Origin of the sequence: Enterobacter sp. DSM 30060, from assembly GCF_013375955.1 — a bacterium.
Classification (GTDB): domain Bacteria; phylum Pseudomonadota; class Gammaproteobacteria; order Enterobacterales; family Enterobacteriaceae; genus Enterobacter; species Enterobacter intestinihominis.
In genome coordinates, this window is sequence record NZ_CP056118.1 from 66771 (window position 1) to 92888 (window position 26118).

The following is a 26118-nucleotide window of genomic DNA, read 5'->3' on the forward strand; positions in this document are numbered from 1 at the left end:
TATCCCGTCCTGACGCCCCTATCCTTTTTTCCTCGAAGCATAACCGTAGTCATACTGGCTGTACCCCGAGCTGTAAAACAGCGCTGCGGATTTAACAATATCGTTGAGGATTGTGCCGCTGACCTTCACGCCAACGTGCTGTAGACGTTTAACGGTATTCTCCATCTCTTTCACGCTGGTTTTATCGTAACGGGCAACCATTAGCGTTGTTCCGGCTGCTCTGGCAACCAGCGCAGCATCATTGACGGCAAGAACTGGGGGCGTATCGATGATGACAATGTCATATTGCTCGTTAACCCAGGACATGATGTCAATGAACCGTTCGCTTAACAGCATTTCTAACGGACGCAGGGGTTCCGGGCCGCAGGTGATGACGTCAATTCCCCCTTTTTCAGCATGCTGAATGACCTCCCCAAAGTCGCGCTTCCCTTCCAGCAGGCAGGATAATCCGTGGCGGTTCTCCAGGCCAAAAATATTATGCACATAACCCTGGCGCATATCCGCATCAATAAACAGCGCCCGCTGACCGCTCTGCCCGGCAATGGCCGCCAGGTTCGTCGCCACCAGCGTTTTTCCGCAGTCCTGCGTGGGGCCAGAAATCATCACAATGCGATTCTCAGCCTCCATCATGGTGAAATGCAGACTGGTTCGCAGCCCGCGTACCGCTTCAACAAACATATCAGCAGGTCGATCGACTGGCAGGAAAGGTACATCCGAGGTTTTGTGTGTCCAGCGACGAGAAAACGGATTTTTTCTGCGCAAATGCGTTTTACTCCACAGCCACTGTGAACGTGGTAACGTCGCCAGAACCGGCATCCCCTGCGCTTCCAGCTGTTCGGAAAGCGTGATCCCACGTTTGAACGCTTGACGTACCAGTACGGTCCCCATTGAAAGGATGAGCCCGAACAGCACGCCAAGCGCAATGATTAGCGCTTTTCGCGGTTTTATCGGATCCGGGAGTGTAACCGCCTCATCAATGATCCTCACGTTCCCGACAGCGCTGGAGCGGGAAATATTCAGCTCCTGCTGACGCGTCAAAAGCTGTAAATAAATCGTGCGGCCCGACTCAACATCGCGGCTCAGGCGTAAAATCTCCTGCTGCGTGGAGGGCATTGAGGACACACGGTTATTAAGACGATCCCGTTCCCGCACAAGGGTTTGTCTTTTTTCATGCAATGCACGGTAGGTAGGGTGACTCTTTTTAAAGAGCTGGGAAATTTCTGCCTCCCGGAACGTCAGCTCATTTAGCTGATTCTCAACGTTCACAACCTGATCCAGGACGGATTTTGCCTCTAAAGACAGATCCACAGAGTCGCGCTGCGCCCGGTAGGCATTCAGCCGCGCTTCAGCCTGATCCAGGTCCGCTCTGATTTTCGGTAACTGCTCCTGTAAAAAATCCAGACTACGCGAATCCTGAGCCTCCTGGCGCGCGATATTTTGCTGAAGATAATTTTCAGCAATCGCATTCAGCACCCGGGCGATTTTGTCAGGATCTTCACCCGTCAGGGTTAAGGTCACAATACCGCTCTGTTTCTCCGATTCCACGACCGTCAGACGCTTCTTCAGTGCATTGATCGTCTCCAGGCGCGTCAACGACTTAAGCGAAAACTGTGTGCCTGGCGTCGCCTCAATCGAGGTCACCCGCAGCACGATCCCTTGCGTAACCAGCGTTTTACCAACCTGGCCGTCTGCCTCAATGTTTTCGCCCGTCAGGTGATACCTTCCCGCTTCCTGTACGGTCAGCGTGAGTTCTTGCGCTTTGCCCTCCACCTGCGGGATCTGGAGTTCGCCTAACGTTATGTTGCCCTGGCCACGCCCTTGCAGACGCTGCCAGAGACGCCCCACCACAGGCAAAACGCGCTGCTTTGCCTGATACGTCAGATCTAATTTGTCGACGGTCTCGCCGAGGATCATGCGAGATTTCAACAGTAAAATTTCAGGGGCAACATCCGGCGAAATATCGGTGCCCAGCTGGCTCAAGCCTTTGAGCAGGCCGTTATCCTGTTTGCTTTCTATTTGCACCATAGCATCCGCCTGATAAACAGGTGGCGTAACCCAGGCATAGAGGCCCGCGCATAAAGTGAAAAGGAAAGTCACGCACAATATCATCGTGCGGTGGTCGATCATTTCGCCGAGCAAACGAACGAGATCGATTTCATTTTGTTCGGGTGCCCCTGCACCATAACTGTCTGTTGTGTAAGACGACATTAATGCTTTATTCCTTTCTGTCCTAAACGACGTGCCCATTCCTGGCTGGCTTTACCCAATAGCCCGAACACATATTCAAACGCTTCACGGCTTTTACGATAGGGGTCTGGGATATCCTGCGGCTCCAACCACTGCCCAAAAAGCAGCGACTTCCCCCTGTTTTCCGGTGCCATGGCTGCAATGAAGCGAAGATGTTCCGGCTCCATAACAAGGATGAGATCGGATCCCTGCATCAGCCTGCGTGTCAGCCTGCGCGCCACATGACCGTCGAGGGAGATCCCATGCCGCCAGGCCACGTCCTGGGCGCACTCATCCGCCGGATACCCCTCAAGGCCGAGTATTCCCGCCGAGGTGATGTGTCTGTCGGGCAAGTGCTGGCGCAAAAGCCGTTCTCCAATCGGAGAACGGCAGACATTTCCGGTACATACCACGAGTATTGATTCGAACATTATTGCGGCCACGATCTGATATAACGAACCGTTTCGGTGAGGTCATGCACCCCGCTGATTGTCGGAACAAGCTGTGTTATTACGCGATTCCAGCGGGAGAGTGGAGCAGTGGTGACATAGACAATGTCGTAAGGCTCAAGCTGAAACTCGGTGCCCAGCACCATGGCTGAAGCGTCTTTTGCATTCAGTTGATAGATATTCGCAATTTTCCCGGACTCGCGTACCGATCGGATAACAAAAATACCCGTCGCATCAGCCATATTCTGGTCCAGGCCACCGGCATTGCCGAGCGCTTCGGCCAACGTCATGCCGCTGCGATCCATCTTCAGCGTGCTCTGTTTAACAACTTCGCCCATCACGAATACTTTCAGCGCATCGTTGCGGGGAATAAACAAGATGTCGCCAGGGTTGAGCAGCTTATTCTGGGTTAAATCGCCATGCTGCATCAGGGCATACAGGGAAATTCGGGAATCCTGACCGTTGTGAGTCAGCACCACGTTCCGCCAGTCCGCATCAGCAGTAAGCCCACCTGCGGCATTAACGGCATCCATAACCGTCAGCGGAATGTTGGTGATGGCCTGCTGGCCAGATTTCGCCACTTCTCCCGTAACGTAGGCTTTTTGCGAACGGAAAGCGGCAACGCTGACGTCGACCTGGGGGCTTTCAATGACGTTATCCAGCCGCGCGGTGATCTCCTCGCGCACTCTGGAAACCGTTTTTCCCGCCACGTGCAGTTTACCCACGTAAGGATAAAAGAGCGTGCCATCGGCATTGACCCAGTTTCCCGTATCGCTTGCGCTGCGATACTGTCCCGCGGGCGTAGTCAGCTCCGGGTGATCCCAGACGGTGACCGTCAGGATGTCACCGATTCCAATACGGTATTCCCAGTTTTTGACCTGCTCATCAAGATTAGGATTTGCCTGAGATTTAGCTGCTGCGGGACGTAGTTTCTCAATTAATCCGGGCGTAAGTGGATAAATTTCGATTTGTTTATCTAAACTATTATTGAGATCAGCCGGCGCAATTATTTTTTTGCCTGCGGAACTTAACGTTTGGCCAGGAGAAATTACGCACCCCGCCAACTGACTTATTGCTAAGAATATTACAGATAATGCTGTTGTGTTTTTCATTTATATATACTTATCATCCCTGCTCGTAGCGAACGCCCGACGGGGCGCAGCCCTGCGCTAACCCACGCTTGAAATAAGTTTCTTTTCAAGGGAATACTAAAACGTAATCTAAAAGTGAAGACACGAATTGCCCGATCTGTGACGGGCAATTAATTAAAATATAATCTTCCTGAAAATCTTAAAGCCTGTGGCAAAAAAAAGCACGATCTACAGTTTATAAAATTACGGCAACAATGTATTTTCAGAATTAATTCAGCAAAACGATAGTTACAATGAATTATTCCCATCAGCACGCATTCATATCAAAAATACTCACAACCGCTGGCACTACACAAAACCGTTCACTTTTGTTACATTTTTTTTCAAACACACCCTGTTTTGATACTTAAAATGGGCTGTCTGCCGCACTGTCCCCCGCAGACAAGCGTATCCGTAACGATATCACTGGAGAAAAAATGGCTAAGCGTAAATTGGTGCTTCTGGGTGTATTACTGTCTCTGGCGGGCTCCGCATTCGCAGCCCCGCAAACGGCCGCCGCGCCTTCCGGCATTAAGGCTTATGAAGAGCAGGAGTTCATCGCCGACTTCACCAAATTTAAGATTGGCGATACCGCGCCCGCGCAGTATCAGACGCCAGAGTACACCATCAAACAGTACCAGCTACGTAACCTTCCCGCGCCCGATGCCGGTACGCACTGGACCTACATGGGTGAAAATTACGTTCTGATTGGCGATGCTGATGGCAAAATCTACAAAGCCTATAACGGAGATATTTTCTATCACCGCTGATACGATGATCCGGCCCTGGCAGGAGGACGACCGGCCATTTCTGCGCACGCTGTACCTGCATGCACGACGCGTGGCCTGGCCATGGCTGGACAATTCTGAATGGCAGCTTGAGGATTTTGACGCCGCAACGCGTGACGAGCAGATCTGGGTTGCGATTCACGACGGTCACCGGGTAGGGTTTGCCTCCGTCTGGGAAAATGATAACTTTTTGCACAATCTGTTTGTCGACCCGCTGTATCAGCGTCTGGGAGTTGGCCGTTTGTTACTGGAACAAGTACAGAGGACGTTTACCAGTACAGGCGCGCTGAAGTGTCTGGTGAAGAATGAGCGGGCGGTTGCGTTTTACCAGCGCCACGGCTGGCACATTGAGGCGACGGGGGATTCTCCGGAAGGAGAGTATTATTTGATGCACTATCGGCTTGGGTAAAGTCAGGTGGCGCTACGCTTACCTGACCTACAAAATCGAGGTAGGCCGGGTAAGGCGAAGCCGCCACCCGGCACTAACGCGCAGAGGCCTTATACCGCGCGGAAGGCGATCTCACTCGGGATCACGTCCCCCTGCCAGTACAGTTGCGCCGCAACGCGCCCCGCCAGCTGACGATAGATTTCCGTGAATTCGCTATCAGGACGGCTGACCACCGTCGGCTTACCGCTATCCAGATCTTCACGCAGTGTGATATGCAGCGGCAGTTGCCCCAGCAGCTGGGTGTGATATTGCGCCGCCAGTTTCTCCGCACCGCCGGTACCGAAGATCGGCTCATGGTGTCCACAGTTGCTGCAAATGTGCATGCTCATGTTCTCGACGATGCCGAGTACCGGCACCTCCACCTTCTCGAACATCACGATGCCTTTTTTGGCGTCGATCAGCGCGATATCCTGCGGCGTGGTGACCACGACGGCGCCGGTGACCGGAATGTTCTGCGCCAGCGTCAGCTGGATATCACCGGTGCCCGGCGGCATGTCCAGCACCAGATAATCCAGATCCGGCCACATCGTCTCCTGCAACATTTGCAGCAACGCTTTGCTGGCCATCGGGCCGCGCCAGACCATTGCGTTATCGTCCGTGACCAGGTAACCAATGGAGTTGGTCGCCAGACCGTGCGCCACGATCGGCGCCATGTGGGTACCGTCCGGCGAAGTTGGACGCTGGTTTTCAGCACCCAGCATGTTCGGAATGGACGGGCCATAAATATCAGCATCCAGAATGCCGACTTTCGCCCCTTCTGCCGCCAGAGCAAGCGCCAGGTTCACGGCGGTCGACGATTTACCCACCCCGCCCTTGCCAGAACTGACGGCGATGATGTTCTTCACGCCGTTAACGCCCGGCTGATTTTTCACGCGCTTGAGCGTGGCGATGCTGTGGCTTAGCTTCCAGTCAATTGCTTTTGCGCCAGTAATGCGCAGCAGCTCAGAGCTGGTTTGCTCTTTCAGGGCATCAAAGGCGCTGGTCCAGACGAACGGCATCTGCAGCTCAATGTGCAGCGTATCGTCCAGCCATGCGACATGATGAAGCGCTTTCAGCGTCGTGAGATTGTGCTTCAGGGTTGGATGCTGAAAATTAGCCAGCGTCCCGGCGACCATTGCTCGTAAGGCTTCCGGTGATTTGGCCTGGGATTGAGAACTCATCCCGACTCCTTTGTTCTTGTGAATAAGACCTTAGATGAACAAGTTTACCTGAAAGGCCGTGGTTTGTGCTTACTTAATAATGCCCCTTTTGGTAATATCGAAAACCCTTTTCACAGTTAAAAGAAGTAATGCCTACTATGACTCAAGTCGCGAAAAAAATTCTGGTAACGTGCGCCCTGCCGTACGCCAACGGCTCAATCCACCTCGGCCACATGCTGGAGCATATCCAGGCTGATGTCTGGGTCCGTTACCAGCGAATGCGCGGCCACGAGGTGAACTTCATCTGTGCGGACGATGCCCACGGCACCCCAATCATGCTGAAAGCGCAGCAGCTGGGAATTTCCCCGGAACAGATGATCGCCGAAATGAGTCAGGAGCATCAGACCGATTTTGCTGGCTTTGACATCAGCTATGACAACTATCACTCCACGCACAGCGACGAGAACCGCGAGCTGTCAGAGCTGATCTACACCCGTCTGAAAGAGAACGGTTTCATTAAAAACCGCACCATCTCTCAGCTGTACGATCCGGAAAAAGGCATGTTCCTGCCGGACCGTTTCGTCAAAGGCACCTGTCCGAAATGTAAATCCCCGGACCAGTACGGCGATAACTGCGAAGTGTGTGGCGCGACCTACAGCCCGACCGAGCTTATCGAGCCGAAATCCGTGGTTTCCGGCGCCACGCCGGTGATGCGTGACTCCGAGCACTTCTTCTTCGACCTGCCGTCGTTCAGCGAAATGCTGCAGGCGTGGACCCGCAGCGGCGCGCTGCAGGAGCAGGTGGCGAACAAGATGCAGGAGTGGTTTGAATCCGGTCTGCAGCAGTGGGATATCTCCCGCGATGCGCCATACTTCGGCTTCGAAATCCCGAACGCGCCGGGCAAATATTTCTACGTCTGGCTGGATGCGCCAATCGGCTACATGGGCTCCTTCAAGAACCTGTGTGACAAGCGCGGCGATACCCTAAGCTTCGACGAGTACTGGAAGAAAGATTCCACCGCCGAGCTGTACCACTTCATCGGCAAAGACATCGTTTACTTCCACAGCCTGTTCTGGCCAGCGATGCTTGAAGGCAGCAATTTCCGCAAGCCGACTAACCTGTTCGTACACGGCTACGTAACGGTCAACGGCGCGAAAATGTCCAAATCTCGCGGGACGTTTATTAAGGCCAGCACCTGGCTGAACCACTTCGATGCGGATAGCCTGCGCTACTACTACACCGCGAAGCTCTCTTCCCGCATCGACGATATCGACCTGAATCTGGAAGATTTCGTGCAGCGCGTGAACGCGGACATCGTCAACAAGGTGGTGAACCTGGCGTCCCGTAACGCAGGTTTTATCGCTAAACGCTTTGACGGCGTGCTCTCTGCCGAACTGGCCGATCCTGAGCTGTATAAAACCTTCACCGACGCCGCCGCTGCGGTTGGCGAAGCCTGGGAAAGTCGTGAATTTGGTAAAGCCATTCGCGAAATCATGGCGCTGGCAGACGTGGCCAACCGATATGTCGACGAGCAGGCACCATGGGTGGTGGCGAAACAGGAAGGCCGCGACGCCGACTTGCAGGCGATCTGCACCATGGGTCTGAACATGTTCCGCGTGCTGATGACCTGGCTGAAGCCGGTTCTGCCGCAGCTGGCAGCCCGCGCGGAAGCATTCCTGAACACCGAACTGACCTGGGATGCCATCCAGCAGCCGCTGCTCGGCCACAAGGTGAACACCTTCAAGGCGCTGTATAACCGCATCGAGATGAAACAGGTTGACGCGCTGGTGGAAGCATCAAAAGAAGAGGTGAAAGCGGCTGCCGCGCCGGTGACCGGCCCGCTGGCGGACGATCCGATTCAGGAGACCATCACCTTTGATGATTTCGCCAAAGTCGACCTGCGCGTGGCGCTGATCGAAAACGCGGAGTTCGTTGAAGGTTCTGACAAACTGCTGCGTCTGACGCTGGATCTGGGCGGCGAGAAACGTAACGTCTTCTCCGGCATTCGTTCCGCGTATCCTGATCCGCAGGTGCTGATCGGTCGTCAGACCGTGATGGTGGCAAACCTGGCGCCGCGTAAAATGCGCTTCGGCATCTCTGAAGGGATGGTGATGGCCGCAGGCCCGGGCGGAAAAGACATCTTCCTGTTAAGCCCTGACGAAGGCGCGAAGCCGGGTCAGCAGGTGAAGTAATAAAAAAGCCGGATGAGAATCCGGCTTTTTTTTGCCCGGCGGCGCTACGCTTGCACGGGCCTACGAGTTTTTAGCCGGGTAAGGCGAGGCCGCCACCCGGCTAAAAATCACCCCTTCTGGTTATGCACCCGCTGCGTCAACCCACGCAGGAAATAACGCAGAAACTGATCCCCACACTCGCGGTAATTTTTATGATCCGGCGCGCGCATCATGGCGGTGATTTCCGGCATCGACACGCGAAATTTCTGCTCGGTCATGATCGCCAGAATGTCGTCAGTTTTCAGGGAGAACGCAATACGCAGCTTTTTCAGCACCGTGTTGTTATTCACCCGACGCTCCAGCGCCAGCTCAGGCGCAGATTCATCTTTGCCGCGCTTGTCGTAGATCAGGCCGTTCAGGAAGCCCGACAGAATGATGTCCGGGCAGCGAACAAAACCCTCTTCATCTTCTTTAGTCATCCAGGTGTCGAACCCGGCGGACGTGGATTCCATGTCGGAGAGCGCAAGAATGCGCACCATGTCATTATTGTTCGCTTTCAGGGTGTAGCGCAGGCTACGAAGAATATCGTTACTTAGCATAGAGCCTTCGAATGTCGATGATGCAATGGCGCGCAGTGTACCAGTTTTACAGCCCTATCGCCTCTTTCAAACTTTTCAGATAGCGACGACTGACGGGCACGGTTTGCCCTGCACGTAGCACCAGTTCGGCCTGGCCGTTATCTTCCAGGCGGATCTCCTTCAGGTGCGCCATGTTCACCAGATACTGTCGATGACAGCGAATCAGTGGCGTGCGGCTCTCCAGCGTGCGTAACGTAAGCTCGGTAAAGCCTTCGTTGCCTTCAGCGCTGGTGACGTATACCCCGCTCAGACGACTGCTGACAAAGGCAACGTCGTCCATTTGCAGGAGGTAAATCCGGCTGTGCCCGGTACAGGGGATAAACTTCAGGGGCTGCTGATGCTCCGGCAGCAGCGTCACGTCCTGCGCGGTACGCTCCTGGCGCAGACGGGTCAGGGTCTTTTCAAGGCGTTTCTCTTCAATCGGTTTCAGCAGATAATCAAACGCGTGCTCTTCAAACGCCTTTACCGCGTACTCATCAAAGGCCGTCAGAAAGACGATATAGGGACGGTGCTCCGGGTCGAGCATGCCGACCATCTCCAGACCGCTGATGCGCGGCATCTGAATATCAAGGAACAGCACGTCCGGGCGCAGTTTATGCACAGCACCGATGCCTTCAATGGCATTGGCACATTCGCCCACGACCTCAATATCACTCTGCTCCTGCAACAGGACACGCAGGTTTTCCCGTGCTAACGGCTCATCATCAACAATCAGCACTCTTAACATGCGCTCTCCTCCAGCGGCAATCGTAAGGTAATTCGGGTATAGCGGTCTGGCTCACAGGTGACGGTGATACCGCAGTCATCACCAAAATGTGCGCGCAGGCGTTTATCCACCAGGCTCATGCCCAGACCGCCTGACGCGGAGGCTTCATACAGCCCCGCGTTATCTTCAATATCCAGCACCAGATGGTGGTTAAAACGGGAAGCGGAAATCATGATTTCTCCGGTTCCCAGCAGCTGCGACGTCCCATGCTTAATGGCGTTCTCCACAATCGGTTGCAGGGTAAAGGCCGGAAGATGCTGATACGCCAGCTCATCCGGGACGGATAACGACACCTGTAATCGTGACTGGAAGCGCGCTTTTTCAATTTGCAGATAGGCGTTTACATGCTCAATCTCGTCCGCGAGGGTGACGATCTCCGAGGGACGCTTCAGGTTTTTGCGGAAAAATGTCGACAGAAATTGCACCAGCTGCGCGGCCTGATCGCTGTCGCGGCGGATCACCGCCTTCAGCGTGTTGAGCGCGTTAAACAGGAAATGCGGATTCACCTGAGCGTGCAGGAGCTTAATTTCTGACTGCGTCAGCAGCGCTTTTTGCCGTTCATACTGCCCCGCCAGGATTTGTGCCGAAAGCAGCTGGGCGATACCCTCCCCCAGCGTGCGGTTGATGGAGCTGAACAGGCGATTTTTGGCTTCGTAAAGCTTAATGGTGCCCATGACGCGCTGGTTTTCGCCCCGCAGGGGAATAACCAGCGTAGAGCCAAGTTTGCACTGCGGATGCAGGGAACAGCGGTACGGCACTTCATTCCCGTCGGCATACACCACTTCACCCGTTTCAATAGCGCGCAAAGTGTAGGCCGAGGAGATCGGCTTACCTGGAAGATGGTGGTCGTCCCCGGTACCGGTAAACGCCAGCAACTTTTCGCGATCGGTAATCGCCACGGCCCCGATATCCAGCTCTTTATACAGCACCTGCGCCACCTTCATGCTGTTCTCCTCGTTGAATCCCTGCCGCAGGATCCCTTCCGTCGACGCCGCAACTTTTAATGCGGTGGCAGAAAATGCCGAGGTGTATTTTTCGAACATGGCGCGTTTGTCGAGCAGAATGCGCATAAACAGCGCCGCACCTACGGTATTGGTGACCATCATCGGTGCGGCAATGCTGCTGACCAGATGTAACGCATCGTCAAACGGGCGCGCGATCAGCAGGATGATCGCCATCTGCGCCATTTCCGCCACGAAGGTAATCGCCCCGGCGGTAAGGGGACTGAACACTTTATCCGGCCGTCCGCGCTTAATCATATAGCTGTGGACGAGACCACCGAGTAGCCCTTCGACAATGGTGGAGATCATGCAGCTTAGTGCCGTCATACCGCCCATCGAATAGCGGTGCAGGCCGCCGGTTAACCCCACCAGACCGCCCACGACCGGGCCTCCGAGCAGCCCGCCCATTACCGCGCCGATGGCGCGCGTATTGGCGATGGAATCTTCAATATGGAGACCAAACCAGGTCCCCATAATGCAGAATATGGAAAATACGACGTAGCAGAGGAATTTGTGCGGCAGACGGACGGTGACCTGCATCAGCGGAATGAACAGGCGCGTTTTGCTCATCAACCAGGCGATGACAAGAAACACGCACATCTGCTGAAGCAACAGCAGCACCAGATTAAACTCGTACATACTCACAAACCGCACATTCTAAAAACGCGTAACATACACTGATGGCGGTTAACTTTCTTTGAAACGTGCCAAAAAAGCGATAAATCGTGTCCGTCATCACACCTTTTGCCGGAGATAACCTGTCTTTCGTATAATTTGTACAAAAAAGAATCAAATCTTCCTGGTTCCGCAAAGTGGGTCTACAGTTAAGCTGGGGACGCGCAAGCCTGGGGGCGAAAATGGCGCTTTACACGATAGGTGAAGTGGCACTCCTGTGTGATATCAATCCCGTTACGCTACGGGCGTGGCAGCGACGGTATGGATTGCTTAAGCCGCAAAGAACGGACGGCGGGCACCGCCTGTTTAACGATGCGGATATTGACCGGATCCGCGAGATCAAAAGCTGGATCGACAATGGCGTACAGGTAGGCAAGGTGAAGTCGCTTCTGAGCCAGGACGATCCTGATACGCAGCATCTCTGGCGCGAGCAGCAGGAAACGCTGCTGAGGCTGTTGCAGACCGGCAATTTGCAGCGTCTGCGCGGCTGGATCAAAGAACAGGGTCGAGACTACCCCGCGCAAACCCTGATCACCCATCTTTTTATTCCCCTACGGCGTCGGCTTCAGTGTCAGCAAACCACCTTACAGGCACTGCTCAGCATGCTTGATGGCGTGCTGATTAACTATATTTCCGTCTGTCTTGCCTCAGCGCGGAATAAAAACAGCAAAGATGCGCTGGTGATCGGCTGGAACGTCCACGATACCACCCGGCTGTGGCTCGAAGCCTGGATTGCCACCCAGCAGGGCTGGCGCGTTGACGTGCTTGCCCACTCCCTGGCCCAGCTCAGACCGGAACTGTTTGAGGGACAGACGCTGCTGGTCTGGTGCGGCGAAGTCCCCTCCGCTTCCCAGCAGCAGCTCCTGACGGAATGGCGCGAACATGGTTATCCCGTTTACTCGCTGGGGCCAAATGCGTTGTAACGCATTTAATGGTTCATTAACAGCTGCGCTTCACCGTATAATTGTTCCGTTAACAACAGGAGCGCATGATGAAGGCAACGAAACTGGCCGTAATTACCCTTTTTGCACTGATGGCCGTCAGCGGTATCGGTGGCGTTATGCTTGCAGGTTACTCGTTTATTGTTCGCGGCGGTGTTGGCTGAGGTATCCGGCCAGGCGTTCAAACAGGCGATCCACCACAATCGCCGCCAGCGCAACCAGAACCGCCCCCTGAATAATATAGGCCGTGTTAAACCCGCTTAACCCAATAATGATTGGCGTCCCCAGCGTATTGACCCCGACCGTCGATGCGATGGTTGCCGTACCAATGTTGATGATCACGGACGTCCGCACACCGGCAATAATCACCGGTGCGGCCAGCGGCAGTTCAACCTTCAGCAGCCGCTGCCAGGCGCTCATTCCCATCCCTTCCGCTACGCTCAGCACCGATGCAGGCACCGCCGCAATGCCCGCCAGCGTCCCTTGCAGAATGGGCAACACGCCGTACAAGATCAGCGCAATGATGGCAGGCTCCTGCCCAAAACCGATCGCCGGCACTGCAATCGCCAGCACGGCCACCGGCGGAAAGGTCTGCCCCGTTGCGGCGATGGTCTCCACCAGCGGACGGAACTCCCTGCCCGCAGGCCGCGTCACCGCAATACCGGCACCTGTGCCCAGCACGATGGCAATCACGCTTGACGCCGCTACCAGCCAGAAGTGCGCCAGGGTGAGATTAACAAAGCTCTCCTGCTGGTACACCGGGCGCGGCAGCCCGGGAATAAGCGCATTAAACAGCGCCGCGCTGTGCGGCATCAGGTAGAGTAAGGCGATAAACAGCCCTGTCAGCCAAAGTAACGGATCACGGACCCACTTCACGCGTCACCTCCCCCGCCAGCAGATCGCGAAAATGGATCGTCCCGCATGGCGTACCCTGCCCGTCCGCAACGGGCAACACCTCACACTGCCGGGCGACAAACGCCGAAAGGGCATCGCGCAGGCTCATCCCGTCATACAGCGGTTCACCAACGATTTGCGCATCCTGCGGACGCAGATAGTCCCTGACGGTGCGCAGCGAGAGCAGCCTGACACCCAGCTCGCTGCGGCCAAAGAACTCACGCACAAAATCGTTTGCCGGCGACGTTAACAGCTCAAGCGGCGTACCCTGCTGGACGACTTCGCCGTGATCCATCAGTACCAGACGATCGGCCAGCCGCAGTGCTTCGTCGATATCATGCGTCACCAGCACGATGGTGCGCCCGAGAATACGGTGGATGCGGCTCATCTCGGCCTGAAGTGCGCCGCGGGTGACCGGATCCAGCGCGCCGAAGGGCTCATCCATCAGCAGTACCTGCGGGTTAGCGGCCAGCGCGCGCGCCACCCCGACCCGCTGCTGTTGTCCGCCGGAAAGCTGGTGCGGGTAGCGGTCGCGAAGCGACGCGTCCAGGCCCAGCAGCGCCATCAACTCGTCGACACGCTCATTGATCTTCCCCCGGGACCATTTTTCCAGCTGTGGCACGGTGGCAATGTTCTGCGCCACCGTCCAGTGGGGAAACAGGCCGATGGACTGAATGGCGTAGCCCATACGCCGCCGCAGCTCCAGCACCGGCAGGCTGCGGATCTCCTCTCCGGCAAAGCGAATCGTCCCGCTGTCGTGCTCCACCAGCCGATTGATCATCTTCAGCGTCGTCGATTTTCCCGACCCCGACGTCCCGATCAATACCGAGAACGCCCCCTCGGCAAAATGCAGATTGAGATGGCTTGCCGCCGGACGGCCCGCAAAGGTTTTACTCACATCATGAAATTCAATCATTGGCTCTTCTCCTGAGCAGCGCGAGCCACAGGGCAAACAGGGCATCCAGAACGACCGCCAGCGCAATCGTGGGCACAACGCCCAGCAACACCAGATCCAGCGCGCTGCTGAGCAGCCCCTGGAACACCAGCGCCCCAAAGCCGCCCGCCCCGATCAGCGCGGCAATCACCGCCATCCCCACGGTTTGCACCGTCACCACCCGCAGGCTGCGAACCAGCAGCGGAAGCGCAAGCGGCAGCTGTATTTTCCAGAAACACTGGCGCGCACTCATCCCCATCGCATGGGCGCTTTCCAGCACGTCGGGCGGAACCTGGCTTAAGCCCGCCACCACGCCGCGCACCAGTGGCAGCAGCGCATACAACACAAGGGCAATCAGCGCCGGGGTCAGCCCGGTTCCGGCGATGCCTGCCGCGGCCAACGCAGGGAAGGATTTAACCAGACCGGCGAGGGGGGCAATCAGCAGGCCAAACAGGGCAACGGAGGGGATGGTCTGAATAACGTTGAGCACGGTAAAGACGGCACCCTGGCGGCTGGGATGTCGGTAGCACCACATGCCCAGCGGCACGCCCAGCAGCAGCGCCGGGACCAGCGTCCCGAACAGGATCGTCAGATGTTGCGCCAGCGCGTTGTCAAACACCTCCTGGCGGTTGACGTACTCTTTTAACAGCGAGAGTTGATTCAGATCGCCGCTGAAGAGGATCAGCAGGGGCATAACCCAGAATTGCGCGTTCAGCAGCCAGCGCCACACAGGTATCGGCGTCAGGCGGCGAATGGCATCGCTACAGGCCAGCAGGCAGAGTGCCAGCCACAGCCACAGGCCGCTGCCAATCGACGTGCGCGCCAGCGGGCTTTCAACCGAGGCCATCTGCGTTGCCGCCTGTCCCGCGCTCCAGAACAGTACGATAAACAGCGCTTCGCTGAGCAGAAGCGTCAGCCACAGCGCGGTTCGCCCCGGCCAGAAGGCTAAGACTACGGTACTCGCCAGCGCCGCGCCCAGCAGCAGCGGCGTAAATGCCCAGATCTGCCACAGCGCGCGCGGTTCGCCCGACACCAGACGGTTTGGCGCGACATTCACAAAAGGTAACGCGACCGCCACGATGGCCACACAGACCAACAGCAGCAGGACGCGGTTATGACATTTTATTGGCACAGCCTTATCCCGTTACTTCACAAGCCCTTGTTGTTTCAGGAAGTCGGCAGCCACTTTTTTGGCATCCAGCCCCTCTACGGCAATGCTGGCATTCAGCTGTTGCAGCGTTTTCGCATCCAGTTTTTCAAACACCGGTTTGAGCCAATCGTCGATATCCGGGTAGGCTTTCAGCACCGCCTCGCGCACGACCGGGGTTGGGGCGTAAATTGGCTGAACGCCTTTCGGGTCGGTCAGGGTTTGCAGACCAAGCGCCGCGACCGGGCCGTCGGTGCCGTAAGCCATCGCCGCGTTGACGCCGGAGGTTTGCTGCGCCGCCGCCTTAATGGTCACCGCCGTGTCGCCGCCCGCCAGAGAGAGCAGCTGTGCCTGATCGAGCTTGAAATCATAAGCTTTTTCAAACGCTGGCAGGGCATCAGCGCGCTCGATAAACTCTGCCGAGGCCGCGAGCTTAAACTCGCCCTTCTCTTTCAGGTAGCGGCTGAGATCGTCAAGCGAGGTGAGCTTGCCTTTCTCGGCGATATCTTTGCGCACCGCGATGGTCCAGGTGTTGTTGGCCGGTGCCGGTGTAAGCCAGACCAGCTTATTTTTTTCCGCGTCCAGCTTTTTGACTTTTTCGTACCCGGCTTTGGCATTTTTCCAGGCCGGATCGTTTTCATCCTTGAAGAAGAATGCCCCGTTGCCGGTGTATTCCGGGTAGATATCCAGCTCGCCGGAAGTGATAGCACCGCGCACGACAGGCGTAGTGCCAAGCTGCACTTTATTGACCGTTTTCACGCCGTGGCTTTCGAGCACCTGCAAAATGATATTGCCGAGCAACGCGCCCTCGGTATCAATTTTGGAACCCACCTTAACCGGCTCTGCGGCCTGTAACGGCAGGCTCAGCGCCGCCAGAAGCACCGCCGACCCTGTTATCCCCTTAATAATCGTCATTCTACTTTCCTCATTATTTTGTGGCCTTTTTCATAGGCTTGAGAGAAAAGCGTAGCTTAAAACAGTGAATTTAACCGTTTTTCGTACCAGATGAGAGGCATCCCCCGCCAGGCGGGGGATGGGGAGGAAGGTAAGATTATTGGAGTTCGAACTCGGCTTTGTTCACGCGGGCGGAATCCACGCCGATGAAGACGTTGAATTTGCCAGGCTCGGCATCGTATTTCATCTGCTGATTCCAGAACTTCAGTGCATTTACGTCAATCGGGAAGCTGACCGTTTTGGTTTCGCCCGGTTTCAGGTTGACCTTTTCGAAGCCGCGCAGCTGTTTCACCGGACGGCTCATGGAGGCCGTGACATCCTGAACGTACATCTGGATCACCGTCGCGCCTTCGCGTTTGCCGCTGTTGGTCACTTCCACGCTGGCGGTCACTTTGCCGTCACGCTTCAGGGTCGGCGCCGACATTTTCACGTCAGAGACCTTAAACGTGGTGTAGCTCAGGCCATAGCCAAACGGATAGAGCGGGCCGTTAGCCTCGTCGAAGTAACGGGACGTGTACTTGTTCGGCTTGTCGGCGTTGTACGGACGACCGGTGTTCAGGTGGCTGTAGTAAACCGGGATCTGCCCGACGGAGCGCGGGAAGGACATCGGCAGCTTGCCTGACGGGTTGTAATCGCCAAACAGCACGTCGGCAATGGCGTTACCGCCTTCGGTACCGGCGAACCAGGTTTCCAGAATGGCGTCAGCCTGCTGGTCTTCTTTCACCAGCGCCAGCGGACGCCCGTTCATCAGCACCAGCACCAGCGGCTTGCCGGTGGCTTTCAGGGCCGCGATCAGGTCACGCTGGCTTTGCGGGATCGTGATGTCGGTCCGGCTGGAGGCTTCGTGCGCCATCCCCTGCGCTTCACCCACCACGGCGACCACCACGTCGGACTGCTTCGCGGCGTTAACCGCTTCGTCGATCATCTCTTTCGGCGTGCGTGGATCCACCTTCACCGCTTCCTCGTACTGGTTGAGGAAGGTCACGATGTCTTTATCGTCGGTGACGTTTGCGCCTTTGGCGTAAACCACTTTTGCATTATCACCCACGGCGCTCTTAATGCCTGTCAGCACGGTAACGGACTGATCCGCCACGCCTGCGGCGGACCAGCTGCCCATGACGTCACGCTTGCTGTCGGCCAGCGGACCGACCACGGCAATGGTGCCGGATTTTTTCAGCGGCAGCGTGTCGAGACGGTTTTTCAGCAGTACCAGGCTTTCGCGCGCCACTTCGCGGGCTTCTTTGCGGTGCAGGCGGCTTTCAGCATTGGTGTCCGCCGGATCAGATTCCTTCGGCCCCAGATGGCTGTAAGGATCGTTAAACAGCCCCATGTCATATTTCACGTTCAGCACGTGGCGAGCGGCATCGTCCAGCTCCGCCATCGTCACCTTGCCGCTCTTCACCAGCCCCGGCAGGTATTTGCTGTAGTATTCGTCGCTCATGCTCATGTTGATGCCGGACTTGAGCGCCACGCGTACCGCATCTTCCGGGTCAGACGCTGTGCCGTGCTTTATCAGCTCTTTAATCGCCCCGTGATCCGAAACGGTGATGCCCTTGAAGCCCCACTGGTCGCGCAGCACATCTTTCAGCAGCCACGAATCGGAGGTGGCAGGCGTGCCGTTGAGAGAGTTCAACGCCACCATCACCGCGCCGCTACCCGCGTCCAGCCCCGCTTTATACGGCGGCATATAGTCGTTAAACAGGCGCTGCGGACTCATGTCCACGGTGTTGTACTCTTTGCCGCCTTCTACCGCGCCATAGGCGGCGAAGTGCTTGACGCTGGTCATCACCGAGTAACGATCTGCCGGACTTTTGCCCTGCATCGCTTCCACCATGGTTTTGCCCATCGTGGCGGTTAAATAAGTATCTTCCCCAAAGCCCTCCGAAGCACGGCCCCAGCGCGGATCGCGGGAGACGTCTACCATCGGCGCCCAGGTCATGTTCAGGCCGTCGTCTGCGGCTTCATATGCCGATACGCGCCCGACGGTTTTCACCGCATCGAGGTTAAAGGAGGAGGCTAAGCCGAGGCTAATCGGGAAGACGGTACGCTGGCCGTGCACCACGTCGTAGGCGAAGAACAGCGGAATTTTCAGGCGGCTCAGTTCCATCACCTGATCCTGCATTTTGCGGATATCCTGGCGGGTAACGGTGTTAAAAATGGCTCCTACCTGCCCGTCTTTGATCATCTCGCGAATGGCTTCTTTCGGGTTATCCGGGCCGACGCTTATCAGGCGCAGCTGGCCGATTTTCTCATCGACCGTCATCTTTTTGAGTAAATCCGTGACAAAGGCGTCGCGGGCTTCAGGCGTGAGCGGGTGATTACCAAACAAATCCTCTGCCAGCGCAGGTTGCAGCGCCAGGCTGACGGCGACACCTACATAACATAGCCATTTCATGTTGTTATTCTCTCTCATCAATAACCGCGGGAAGCACCCGGCCAGACCGTGCGAAAAGCGCAGTGTGCCACAAAGCCTGAAAACCTTGCAGGGTTATTCTCTGATTTTTCTCATGAATACCCGACCGCTCAACGGCTAATCGCGCTATGCTTTACAGCGAGAAATTTGCCCCACCACAAGGAGTGGAAGATGTCTTCTGTTCGAACTAACGATAACACTACTTTTATTAACGAACTGTCGCGCCTGGTTGGTCACTCTCACCTGCTTACCGACCCGGCCAAAACCGCCCGCTACCGTAAGGGCTTTCGCTCCGGCCAGGGCGACGCGCTGGCGGTGGTCTTCCCCGGTACGTTGCTCGAACTGTGGCGCGTGCTCAGCGCCTGCGTTGCGGCAGACAAGATTATTTTAATGCAGGCTGCTAACACCGGCCTGACTGAAGGCTCCACGCCGAACGGCAACGATTACGATCGTGACATCGTGATTATCAGCACCCTGCGCCTCGACAAACTGCACCTGCTGGACAAGGGTGAACAGGTACTCGCCTTCCCCGGCACCACGCTCTACTCGCTGGAAAAGGCGCTTAAGCCGCTGGGTCGCGAACCGCACTCGGTGATCGGCTCTTCGTGCATTGGTGCCTCGGTGATCGGCGGGATCTGCAATAACTCCGGCGGCTCGCTGGTGCAGCGCGGCCCGGCCTACACGGAGATGTCGCTGTTTGCCCGTATCGATGAAAACGGCAAGCTGACGCTGGTTAACCATTTGGGGATCGATCTGGGTGTAACGCCAGAGCAGATCCTCAGCAAACTTGACGATGACCGCGTGAAGGACGAAGACGTTCAGCACGATGGCCGTCACGCGCATGACCACGATTACATCACCCGCGTGCGCGATATCAATGCCGATACGCCAGCGCGCTATAACGCCGATCCGGATCGCCTGTTTGAATCCTCCGGCTGCGCGGGCAAGCTGGCCGTTTTTGCGGTGCGCCTCGATACCTTCCCGGCAGAGAAAAAGCAGCAGGTGTTTTACATCGGCACCAATCAGCCGGAGGTGCTGACGGAGATCCGCCGTCATATTCTGGCCGAGTTCACTCACCTGCCGGTGGCGGGCGAGTATATGCACCGGGACATTTACGACATCGCCGAGCGCTACGGCAAAGATACCTTCCTGATGATCGACAAGCTCGGCACCGACAAAATGCCGTTCTTCTTCACCATGAAGGGCCGCACCGATGCGATGCTGGAGAAAGTGTCGCTCTTCAAGCCGCACTTCACCGACCGCTTTATGCAGAAGCTGGGCAACGTCTTCCCGGCGCATTTACCGGAGCGGATGAAGACCTGGCGCGACAAGTATGAGCACCATCTGCTGCTGAAAATGGCCGGGGACGGAATTGACGAAGCGCAGAGCTGGCTCACCGAATTCTTCAAAACCGCCGACGGGGATTTCTTTGCCTGCACGCCGGAAGAAGGCAGCAAAGCCTTCCTGCATCGTTTCGCCGCGGCGGGTGCCGCTATCCGTTATCAGGCGGTGCATTCCGAAGAAGTGGAGGATATTCTGGCGCTGGATATCGCCCTGCGTCGCAACGATACCGAGTGGTTTGAACATCTGCCGCCGGAGATCGACAGCAAGCTGGTGCATAAGCTCTATTACGGCCACTTTATGTGCTATGTCTTCCACCAGGATTACATCGTGAAAAAAGGGGTTGATGCACACGCGCTGAAAGAGCAGATGCTGGCGTTGCTGCACGAGCGTGGCGCGCAATATCCTGCCGAGCACAACGTGGGGCATTTGTACAAAGCGCCGGAGACGCTTAAACAGTTTTATCGCAAAAATGACCCTACAAACAGTATGAACCCCGGCATTGGTAAGACAACGCGGAAGAAATACTGGAAAGAGAGTGCCGAAACAGAGGAGCACAATACGCAAGCCTCTGATGAACGCCTATAGCCAAATTTAAGAGATTGTTAAGCTCTCCTCAATCGTACTAGAGTATCTGCCTGTTGCCAGAGAAACGTTTCTCTGGCTTTCCAAACAAGGAGCGGGCAGAACATGTCGGCTGTAGAGATTTTACCCGAAACTGAAATCGAGGTGCGCGACGCCCTTCCTGACGATGCACATGCCATCTCGGCGATATACGCCTGGCATGTGCTTCATGGCCGTGCGTCCTTCGAGGAAGTTCCCCCCACCGTCGATGAGATGCGTCAGCGGATGAAGAGTGTGACCGACAGCGGTTTACCGTGGCTGGTTGCGCTGTATCGCGGCATTGTCGTCGGCTACTGCTACGCCACGTTTTATCGTCCACGTCAGGCCTACCGGTACACCCTTGAGGAATCCATCTATGTGGATGCCAGCACCACCGGGCGCGGGTTTGGCTCGGCGCTGATGGATGCCCTGATTGCACGGTGCGAGCAAGGTCCCTGGCGGCAGATGATTGCTGTGGTCGGTGACGGAAACAATAATGCGGGATCGTTACGGCTGCATAAAAAACATGGCTTCGAGGTTGTCGGTCAACTGCGCAGCGTAGGGTATAAGAAGGGCGACTGGCGGGATACGTTGATCATGCAGCGTCCACTCAACGATGGTGACTGGACGCTGCCGGAGTAGGCGCTTTCGCCCGGTGGCGCTCCGCTTACCGGGCCTACGTATCGGGGCCGCTTTAGGGCCGTAGGCCGGGTAAGGCGAAGCCGCCACCCGGCACAGACAGGCGACTCAGTCGTTCTGCGCCGTCGCCATCTGTTCCGCTTTCTGCTTTTTATACGCCAGCGCTGAAGCCGGCACCGGCTGCACTTTCCCGGTTTCAATCCAGGTGCGCAGGCGGCTGGCATCCGCAAAGTGGGTATATTTGCCGAAGGCATCCATCACCACCAGCGCCACTGGTTTACCGTTAAACACGGTGCGCATCACCAGGCAGTGCCCTGCCGCATTGGTGAATCCGGTCTTGGTTAACTGAATATTCCAGTTATCGCGATACACCAGATGGTTAGTGTTGCGGAACGGCAGCGTATACGCCGGGTTCGAGAATGTCGCCATCTCCTCACGCGTGGTGCTGAGCTGACCAATCAGCGGGTATTGCTTACTGGCGATCAGCAGCTTGGTTAAATCACGCGCCGTCGAGACGTTATGGATCGACAGACCGGTTGGCTCCACGAAATGGGTATTTTTCATCCCCAGCGCTTTGGCTTTGGCATTCATCGCGCGGATAAACGCGTCGTAACCGCCAGGATAATGGTGGGCAAGGCTCGCCGCCGCGCGGTTCTCTGAGGACATCAGCGCCAACAGCAGCATATTTTTACGGCTGATTTCACTGTTCAGACGCACGCGAGAGTAGATCCCTTTCATCTCTGGCGTGTGGCTGATATCCACTTTTAGCTTTTCATCCAGCGGCAGTCGTGCATCAAGCACCACCATCGCGGTCATGACTTTGGTTATGGAAGCGATCGGGCGCACCAGATCCGGGTGACTGGCGTAGATCACCTTGTTGGTATTCAGGTCAACGATCATCGCGCTGCCGGACGCAATCTGGGGTTGCGCAGCAGCGATGGCAACTGCGGGCGTTTTGGCGATGGCTGGCGCGGTAGCGGAGACGCCCAACAGTAGCGCAAGACTAAGGAGTGACACTCGAAATTTCAGCATGATGAGACTTCTGATAATGATTCACGCACGTTATGACGTACACCGCCTGTGTCGACGGATAAACACAGGCTGGCTTCGGCATCATAGCGGTCACCGTGCGTTGTCGCCAGCGGAGAATCATAACCAGATGCTGCATTGCTGGCATTTACGCCAGCAATGCAGGGGACTTAAAAGAGACGGTATCCATAACCCCAAAGAATAACTGTCAGGGCCAGTAGCGCCTCAAGGACCAGCACGCCGATGGCAAGCGTAGAGCTGGAGAAGCTCAGGCCCTCTTCTTTATTGATGTTGAGGAAGGTTGGCACTCCTACATACAGCAGATAACCGGTGTAAAAGAGGGCAACCGTACCGATCAGCGCGCACAGCCAGACCAGTGGATAGAGCGCAACAATACCGCTTAAGAACAGCGGGGTCGCGACGTATCCGGCGAAGACCATACAGTGTGCCAGCGACGGGCGCTGCGGATAGTTGCGCGCCATCCAGTGGATGACCCGCCCCATTACCGCCACCCCGGCCAGCATCAGGCCATAAAACAGAATGGCCAGGTACAGTCCGGTAAACCAGGAAAGCTGAACCACGGTGCCGTCACCAAAGTTCCAGCCTATTTGCGTAGTACCAATAAACGCGCAGACCACCGGCACCGCTGCCATCAGCAGGACGTGGTGGGTATAGTGATGCGCGACCGTTTCGTTCTCGTTACGGATGACCTGCATTTCACGATCGGGATGGGAGAAAAGTCCCCAGACATGGTTCATAACGCCCCCTTGTTGTCGGCCCGTCAGCGATAGCTAAAGTATAATGCAGGCTTTAGATTATTTTATGTACAGTGGGAAATTTCCGTTGATTGCCGCGTGGTTGATGGATGGGGTATATGATTAACGCAGGCACAGTAAGGGAGACGACATTTACTTAATGGATATCAACGGTCTTATTGAACAATATGGATACGCCGCGCTGGTCATCGGCAGCGTGGCAGAGGGTGAAACCATCACGCTGCTGGGCGGAGTGGCCGCACATCAGGGATTGCTGAAATTCCCGCTGGTGGTCGCCGCCGTCGCACTGGGCGGTATGATTGGCGACCAGCTGCTCTACTTTCTGGGTCTGCGCTTTGGTCCGACGCTTTTACAACGTTTTGCTAAGCATCAAAAGAAAATTCGTCGTGCTCAGCGGCTTATCCAGCGGCATCCCTATATGTTTGTGATTGGCACCCGCTTTATGTATGGCTTTCGCATCATTGGGCCAATACTGATTGGCGCGAGCCGCTTACCGCCGAAAATTTTCCTGCCGCTGAACATTATCGGGGCGATTGCCTGGGCGCTGATTTTTACCACGCTTGGCTACGTGGGTGGCGAAGTGATAGGCCCGTGGCTGCATAATCTCGATCAGCATCTTAAACACTGGGTCTGGTTGATCCTGGTTGTTGCGGTGATGATTGGGGTACGGCTGTGGCTCAAGCATCGTGAAAAGCGGCGGGATGAAGAGTGAGTGCGGCCTGCTGCCCCTCACCCTACCCCTCTCCCCAAAGGGGAGAGGGGTAGGGTGAGGGGAATGTTTATTCTGCTGGCTTAAACTGCGGATTCACCAGCATAAAACCGCCGTCGACGATAAACGACTGCCCGGTGGTGTAGCTGGCGTCGCTGTCACACAGCCACGCCACCAGGCTGGCTATTTCTTTGGTATGCCCTGGCCGTGCCAGCGGGATTTCCGGCATTGAACCTTCTTTCACTTCGCTGTCGTCCATATCATTCATCGGCGTGGCGATCGCACCAGGCGCAACGGCGTTCACCAGAATCTTATGTTTAACCAGCTCCAGCGCCATCGATTTTGTTAACCCGCCCAGCGCATGTTTGGCCGCCGTATAGGCGCTGGCGTCCGGCAATGGCGTATGTTCATGCACCGAGGTGATGTTCACGATCCGTCCCCCTTCTCCCTGCTTCACCATCTGACGCGCCGCGATTTGCGAGCAGAGAAACGCGCCGTCCACGTCAACGGTAAATATGTGCCGCCAGTCGTCAAACGACAGGTCCAGAAATGGCGCTTTGTTCATCGCCCCGGCATTGTTTACCAGCACATCCAGCCGCCCGAAACGCGTAATCAGGGTTTCAATGGCCTTTGCGCCTTCCGGCAAATTGCTTAAGTCGAGCTGGATGGCCTCGGCACGCTGCCCGCGCGCTTCAATTTCACGGCAGGTTGCCAGCGCCCCTTCCTCATCTGAATGCCAGGTCACCCCGATATCAAACCCGCGTTCGGCCAGCATCAGGGCCGTCGTTTTGCCAATTCCTGAATCCGATGCGGTAACAATTGCGACTCGCGTCATACTCACCTCCTGAAAATCTGCAAAGAGGTAAGTATAGATAATGCGCGATTTTAGCTGTGATGATATCCGCCACCCAGCGCGGAGGTGAGCTGGAGCGTAGCATCCACGTACTGACCTTTCAGCATCAACCCGGCAATACGCTCTTTGAGCGCCGGAATTTTTGCTTCACTCACCCGCGAGCCGGCAATGATCCCCGCGCTGAAGCGCGCCTGTGCCAGCGCAACGACGCGCGCCGCATCTTTTTCGATCTGCTGCTGGTGCTGATTTTTGGCGGTCAGGGTTTCCACTTCGCTGGCCGTCCGGGCAACCTGGTTTACGGCGTCCACTACGGCCTTGTTGTAGTTCGCCACGGAAAGGTTGTTTTGCGCCTGGGCGATATCCAGGTTCGCATTCAACCGACCACTGTCAAAAATTGGCAGCGTCAGCCCCGCGGTTACGCCCATTTGCTGAGCAGATGAGCGGAACAGGTCGCTAAGGTGCAACGCATCCTGCTGTAAGAACGCCATCAAATTGATGTCAGGGTAGAACGCGGCTCTGGCGGCATCCACTTCGCTCATGGACGCTTCGATATACCAGTGCGCCTCCTGCAAATCCGGGCGGCGAGCCAGCAGCTCATAACCGAGCGTTGACGGCAGCGACGCCTCTGCGTCAGGTAAGGCATGCCGGGCGAGCGTGACTGAAGGGGTATTGGTCAATGCATTCAGACGCGCCTCAATGGCCTTCATTTTGCCGTGCACGTCAGCGAGCTGTTCATCGGTTTTGCTGGCATTGATATCTGTTTCAACCCCTTCCACCGAGGAGGTAATGCCGTGCTGATAAAGCTCACGATCGGCACCGATGATATTTTCCTGCTCCCGTTTGATCTGCGCGAGCACGTCACCCACCGCGGCCTCGGTCTGCCAGTCCCAGTACAGCCGCGCGACGCTGCTGGCGAGCAGCTGGCGGGTCTGCTCCAGCTCCGCTTTTTGCGCATTCACTTTACCGATGCGGGCCTCAATTTGGGCGCGGTTTTTACCCCATAAATCCAGATCCCATCCGGCCGTCAGACCAAAGGTGCCGTTGGTGTACCAGGGTCCGGTTGTCCCCGCCGCCGGGTCAGTCAGGGCGAATGGCCCCATCAGCCCCTCTGCCGACATCTTTTGCCGTTCCACATCTGCGGAAAAATCCATTTGTGGACCATCAGCAGCGACAGTGGCTTTCGCCTGTGCTTCTGCCAGGGTGATGCGCTGCCGGGCAATTTGCATATCCGGTGCATCCGCCAGCGCTTTAGCAATCAGCGCGTTAAGCTGAGGGTCATTAAAATCTTTCCACCATTCGTTTTTTGGCCAGTCGGCATGACTTAGTTGGGTATTTACAGCAGCGGCGGCGGCTTGCGTTTTCACTGGAGACACCGTGGCATGTTCCGGCGCGCAGGCGGACAGCATAAAAATAAGGGGAGCACTCAGAGATAAAGTAAGAGAACGTTTCATTAC

General features: G+C 56.2%; 24 protein-coding genes. 8 read left to right on the forward strand and 16 right to left on the reverse strand.

Going from position 1 to position 26118, the window contains the following annotated elements:
- Positions 1–18 precede the first annotated feature (18 nt).
- The 3 genes from HWQ15_RS00265 to HWQ15_RS00275 are packed head-to-tail and all read right to left on the reverse strand — an operon-like array spanning position 19 to position 3787.
- Positions 19–2208 carry a polysaccharide biosynthesis tyrosine autokinase gene (locus HWQ15_RS00265; RefSeq protein ID WP_063148512.1) on the reverse strand — a complete coding sequence of 730 codons (2190 nt, stop codon included), beginning with the start codon at positions 2206–2208 and terminating at the stop codon, positions 19–21.
- Positions 2208–2657, reverse strand: coding sequence for a phosphotyrosine protein phosphatase (locus HWQ15_RS00270; protein ID WP_022648670.1), 450 nt, complete (start codon positions 2655–2657; stop codon positions 2208–2210). Before HWQ15_RS00270 ends, HWQ15_RS00265 begins: the two co-directional genes overlap by 1 nt.
- Positions 2657–3787: a polysaccharide export protein gene (locus HWQ15_RS00275; RefSeq protein ID WP_022648671.1), complete on the reverse strand. Its 1131-nt coding sequence runs from the start codon at positions 3785–3787 to the stop codon at positions 2657–2659. Before HWQ15_RS00275 ends, HWQ15_RS00270 begins: the two co-directional genes overlap by 1 nt.
- 455 nt (positions 3788–4242) lie before the next feature.
- Between HWQ15_RS00275 and HWQ15_RS00280 the strand changes: the two genes are divergently transcribed.
- Together HWQ15_RS00280 and HWQ15_RS00285 are read left to right on the forward strand one after the other, a co-directional pair.
- Entirely contained in the window at positions 4243–4575 is a 333-nt protein-coding gene (locus HWQ15_RS00280) for an RcnB family protein (RefSeq protein ID WP_022648672.1), read from the forward strand.
- Positions 4526–5002: a GNAT family N-acetyltransferase gene (locus tag HWQ15_RS00285; RefSeq protein WP_045620917.1), complete on the forward strand. Its 477-nt coding sequence runs from the start codon at positions 4526–4528 to the stop codon at positions 5000–5002. The genes HWQ15_RS00280 and HWQ15_RS00285 overlap by 50 nt, the downstream gene beginning before the upstream one ends.
- Before the next feature lie 89 nt (positions 5003–5091).
- On the opposite strand, the gene apbC is transcribed toward HWQ15_RS00285, so the two are convergent.
- The gene (apbC, locus tag HWQ15_RS00290; RefSeq protein WP_023300574.1) at positions 5092–6201 is read right to left on the reverse strand and encodes an iron-sulfur cluster carrier protein ApbC; all 1110 of its coding nucleotides are present in this window, start codon (positions 6199–6201) and stop codon (positions 5092–5094) included.
- A gap of 137 nt (positions 6202–6338) precedes the next feature.
- Between apbC and metG the strand changes: the two genes are divergently transcribed.
- Positions 6339–8372: a methionine--tRNA ligase gene (metG, locus tag HWQ15_RS00295; protein ID WP_023300575.1), complete on the forward strand. Its 2034-nt coding sequence runs from the start codon at positions 6339–6341 to the stop codon at positions 8370–8372.
- A 107-nt stretch (positions 8373–8479) separates the two neighbouring features.
- On the opposite strand, the gene HWQ15_RS00300 is transcribed toward metG, so the two are convergent.
- From HWQ15_RS00300 to HWQ15_RS00310, 3 genes are read right to left on the reverse strand one after another with little or no spacing between them, the layout of a single operon-like run.
- A complete protein-coding gene (locus HWQ15_RS00300; protein ID WP_015572337.1) occupies positions 8480–8950 on the reverse strand; it encodes a DUF1456 family protein in 471 nt (156 codons plus the stop codon).
- A 46-nt stretch (positions 8951–8996) separates the two neighbouring features.
- Entirely contained in the window at positions 8997–9716 is a 720-nt protein-coding gene (gene btsR / locus HWQ15_RS00305) for a two-component system response regulator BtsR (protein WP_022648676.1), read from the reverse strand.
- Positions 9710–11395: a sensor histidine kinase gene (locus tag HWQ15_RS00310; protein ID WP_063148509.1), complete on the reverse strand. Its 1686-nt coding sequence runs from the start codon at positions 11393–11395 to the stop codon at positions 9710–9712. Before HWQ15_RS00310 ends, btsR begins: the two co-directional genes overlap by 7 nt.
- 218 nt (positions 11396–11613) lie before the next feature.
- Here HWQ15_RS00310 and mlrA point away from each other — a divergent pair, with 218 nt between their 5' ends.
- Both mlrA and HWQ15_RS00320 read left to right on the forward strand, forming a co-directional pair.
- Positions 11614–12354 carry an HTH-type transcriptional regulator MlrA gene (gene mlrA, locus HWQ15_RS00315; RefSeq protein WP_022648677.1) on the forward strand — a complete coding sequence of 247 codons (741 nt, stop codon included), beginning with the start codon at positions 11614–11616 and terminating at the stop codon, positions 12352–12354.
- 68 nt (positions 12355–12422) lie between these two features.
- On the forward strand, positions 12423–12536 hold the full coding sequence (locus HWQ15_RS00320; RefSeq protein WP_022648678.1) for a protein YohO: 114 nt from the start codon (positions 12423–12425) through the stop codon (positions 12534–12536).
- On the opposite strand, the gene HWQ15_RS00325 is transcribed toward HWQ15_RS00320, so the two are convergent.
- From HWQ15_RS00325 to bglX, 5 genes are all read right to left on the reverse strand, one after another.
- Positions 12511–13248: an ABC transporter permease gene (locus HWQ15_RS00325; protein ID WP_022648679.1), complete on the reverse strand. Its 738-nt coding sequence runs from the start codon at positions 13246–13248 to the stop codon at positions 12511–12513. The genes HWQ15_RS00320 and HWQ15_RS00325 overlap by 26 nt on opposite strands.
- Positions 13232–14182, reverse strand: coding sequence for an ABC transporter ATP-binding protein (locus tag HWQ15_RS00330; protein ID WP_063148508.1), 951 nt, complete (start codon positions 14180–14182; stop codon positions 13232–13234). The genes HWQ15_RS00325 and HWQ15_RS00330 overlap by 17 nt, the downstream gene beginning before the upstream one ends.
- Positions 14175–15332, reverse strand: coding sequence for an ABC transporter permease (locus HWQ15_RS00335; protein WP_063148507.1), 1158 nt, complete (start codon positions 15330–15332; stop codon positions 14175–14177). Before HWQ15_RS00335 ends, HWQ15_RS00330 begins: the two co-directional genes overlap by 8 nt.
- A 12-nt stretch (positions 15333–15344) precedes the next feature.
- Positions 15345–16262 carry an ABC transporter substrate-binding protein gene (locus tag HWQ15_RS00340; protein ID WP_045620887.1) on the reverse strand — a complete coding sequence of 306 codons (918 nt, stop codon included), beginning with the start codon at positions 16260–16262 and terminating at the stop codon, positions 15345–15347.
- Between the two features lie 136 nt (positions 16263–16398).
- A complete protein-coding gene (gene bglX, locus HWQ15_RS00345) occupies positions 16399–18696 on the reverse strand; it encodes a beta-glucosidase BglX (protein WP_045620888.1) in 2298 nt (765 codons plus the stop codon).
- Between the two features lie 189 nt (positions 18697–18885).
- Here bglX and dld point away from each other — a divergent pair, with 189 nt between their 5' ends.
- Together dld and HWQ15_RS00355 are read left to right on the forward strand one after the other, a co-directional pair.
- The gene (gene dld / locus HWQ15_RS00350; protein ID WP_063148506.1) at positions 18886–20643 is read left to right on the forward strand and encodes a D-lactate dehydrogenase; all 1758 of its coding nucleotides are present in this window, start codon (positions 18886–18888) and stop codon (positions 20641–20643) included.
- A gap of 102 nt (positions 20644–20745) precedes the next feature.
- Positions 20746–21300, forward strand: coding sequence for a GNAT family N-acetyltransferase (locus tag HWQ15_RS00355; protein ID WP_022648685.1), 555 nt, complete (start codon positions 20746–20748; stop codon positions 21298–21300).
- A 105-nt stretch (positions 21301–21405) separates the two neighbouring features.
- On the opposite strand, the gene pbpG is transcribed toward HWQ15_RS00355, so the two are convergent.
- Entirely contained in the window at positions 21406–22329 is a 924-nt protein-coding gene (pbpG, locus tag HWQ15_RS00360; protein ID WP_032623916.1) for a D-alanyl-D-alanine endopeptidase, read from the reverse strand.
- Positions 22330–22496: 167 nt separating this feature from the next.
- Positions 22497–23084, reverse strand: a complete 588-nt coding sequence (locus HWQ15_RS00365; RefSeq protein ID WP_003859296.1) for a Yip1 family protein — start codon at positions 23082–23084, stop codon at positions 22497–22499.
- Positions 23085–23241: 157 nt separating this feature from the next.
- Here HWQ15_RS00365 and HWQ15_RS00370 point away from each other — a divergent pair, with 157 nt between their 5' ends.
- Positions 23242–23814: a DedA family protein gene (locus tag HWQ15_RS00370; RefSeq protein ID WP_063148505.1), complete on the forward strand. Its 573-nt coding sequence runs from the start codon at positions 23242–23244 to the stop codon at positions 23812–23814.
- Positions 23815–23881: 67 nt separating this feature from the next.
- Here HWQ15_RS00370 and HWQ15_RS00375 read toward each other — a convergent pair whose 3' ends face one another.
- Complete coding sequence (locus tag HWQ15_RS00375; RefSeq protein WP_063148504.1) at positions 23882–24646, reverse strand: SDR family oxidoreductase; 765 nt, start codon at positions 24644–24646, stop codon at positions 23882–23884.
- Positions 24647–24696: 50 nt separating this feature from the next.
- Positions 24697–26115, reverse strand: coding sequence for a multidrug resistance outer membrane protein MdtQ (mdtQ, locus tag HWQ15_RS00380; RefSeq protein WP_063148503.1), 1419 nt, complete (start codon positions 26113–26115; stop codon positions 24697–24699).
- Between the last annotated feature and the right edge of the window lie 3 nt (positions 26116–26118).

Coding starts and splice junctions, on each gene's coding strand:
- HWQ15_RS00330 (WP_063148508.1), bottom strand. CDS start 14,182: ATGATTGAATTTCATGATGTGAGTAAAACCTTTGCGGGCCGTCCGGCG.
- HWQ15_RS00340 (WP_045620887.1), bottom strand. CDS start 16,262: ATGACGATTATTAAGGGGATAACAGGGTCGGCGGTGCTTCTGGCGGCG.
- HWQ15_RS00285 (WP_045620917.1), top strand. CDS start 4,526: ATGGCAAAATCTACAAAGCCTATAACGGAGATATTTTCTATCACCGCT.
- HWQ15_RS00365 (WP_003859296.1), bottom strand. CDS start 23,084: ATGAACCATGTCTGGGGACTTTTCTCCCATCCCGATCGTGAAATGCAG.
- HWQ15_RS00320 (WP_022648678.1), top strand. CDS start 12,423: ATGAAGGCAACGAAACTGGCCGTAATTACCCTTTTTGCACTGATGGCC.
- pbpG (WP_032623916.1), bottom strand. CDS start 22,329: ATGCTGAAATTTCGAGTGTCACTCCTTAGTCTTGCGCTACTGTTGGGC.
- bglX (WP_045620888.1), bottom strand. CDS start 18,696: ATGAAATGGCTATGTTATGTAGGTGTCGCCGTCAGCCTGGCGCTGCAA.
- HWQ15_RS00370 (WP_063148505.1), top strand. CDS start 23,242: ATGGATATCAACGGTCTTATTGAACAATATGGATACGCCGCGCTGGTC.
- HWQ15_RS00375 (WP_063148504.1), bottom strand. CDS start 24,646: ATGACGCGAGTCGCAATTGTTACCGCATCGGATTCAGGAATTGGCAAA.
- mlrA (WP_022648677.1), top strand. CDS start 11,614: ATGGCGCTTTACACGATAGGTGAAGTGGCACTCCTGTGTGATATCAAT.
- HWQ15_RS00280 (WP_022648672.1), top strand. CDS start 4,243: ATGGCTAAGCGTAAATTGGTGCTTCTGGGTGTATTACTGTCTCTGGCG.
- btsR (WP_022648676.1), bottom strand. CDS start 9,716: ATGTTAAGAGTGCTGATTGTTGATGATGAGCCGTTAGCACGGGAAAAC.
- apbC (WP_023300574.1), bottom strand. CDS start 6,201: ATGAGTTCTCAATCCCAGGCCAAATCACCGGAAGCCTTACGAGCAATG.
- mdtQ (WP_063148503.1), bottom strand. CDS start 26,115: ATGAAACGTTCTCTTACTTTATCTCTGAGTGCTCCCCTTATTTTTATG.
- metG (WP_023300575.1), top strand. CDS start 6,339: ATGACTCAAGTCGCGAAAAAAATTCTGGTAACGTGCGCCCTGCCGTAC.
- HWQ15_RS00275 (WP_022648671.1), bottom strand. CDS start 3,787: ATGAAAAACACAACAGCATTATCTGTAATATTCTTAGCAATAAGTCAG.
- HWQ15_RS00310 (WP_063148509.1), bottom strand. CDS start 11,395: ATGTACGAGTTTAATCTGGTGCTGCTGTTGCTTCAGCAGATGTGCGTG.
- HWQ15_RS00265 (WP_063148512.1), bottom strand. CDS start 2,208: ATGTCGTCTTACACAACAGACAGTTATGGTGCAGGGGCACCCGAACAA.
- HWQ15_RS00300 (WP_015572337.1), bottom strand. CDS start 8,950: ATGCTAAGTAACGATATTCTTCGTAGCCTGCGCTACACCCTGAAAGCG.
- HWQ15_RS00355 (WP_022648685.1), top strand. CDS start 20,746: ATGTCGGCTGTAGAGATTTTACCCGAAACTGAAATCGAGGTGCGCGAC.
- dld (WP_063148506.1), top strand. CDS start 18,886: ATGTCTTCTGTTCGAACTAACGATAACACTACTTTTATTAACGAACTG.
- HWQ15_RS00270 (WP_022648670.1), bottom strand. CDS start 2,657: ATGTTCGAATCAATACTCGTGGTATGTACCGGAAATGTCTGCCGTTCT.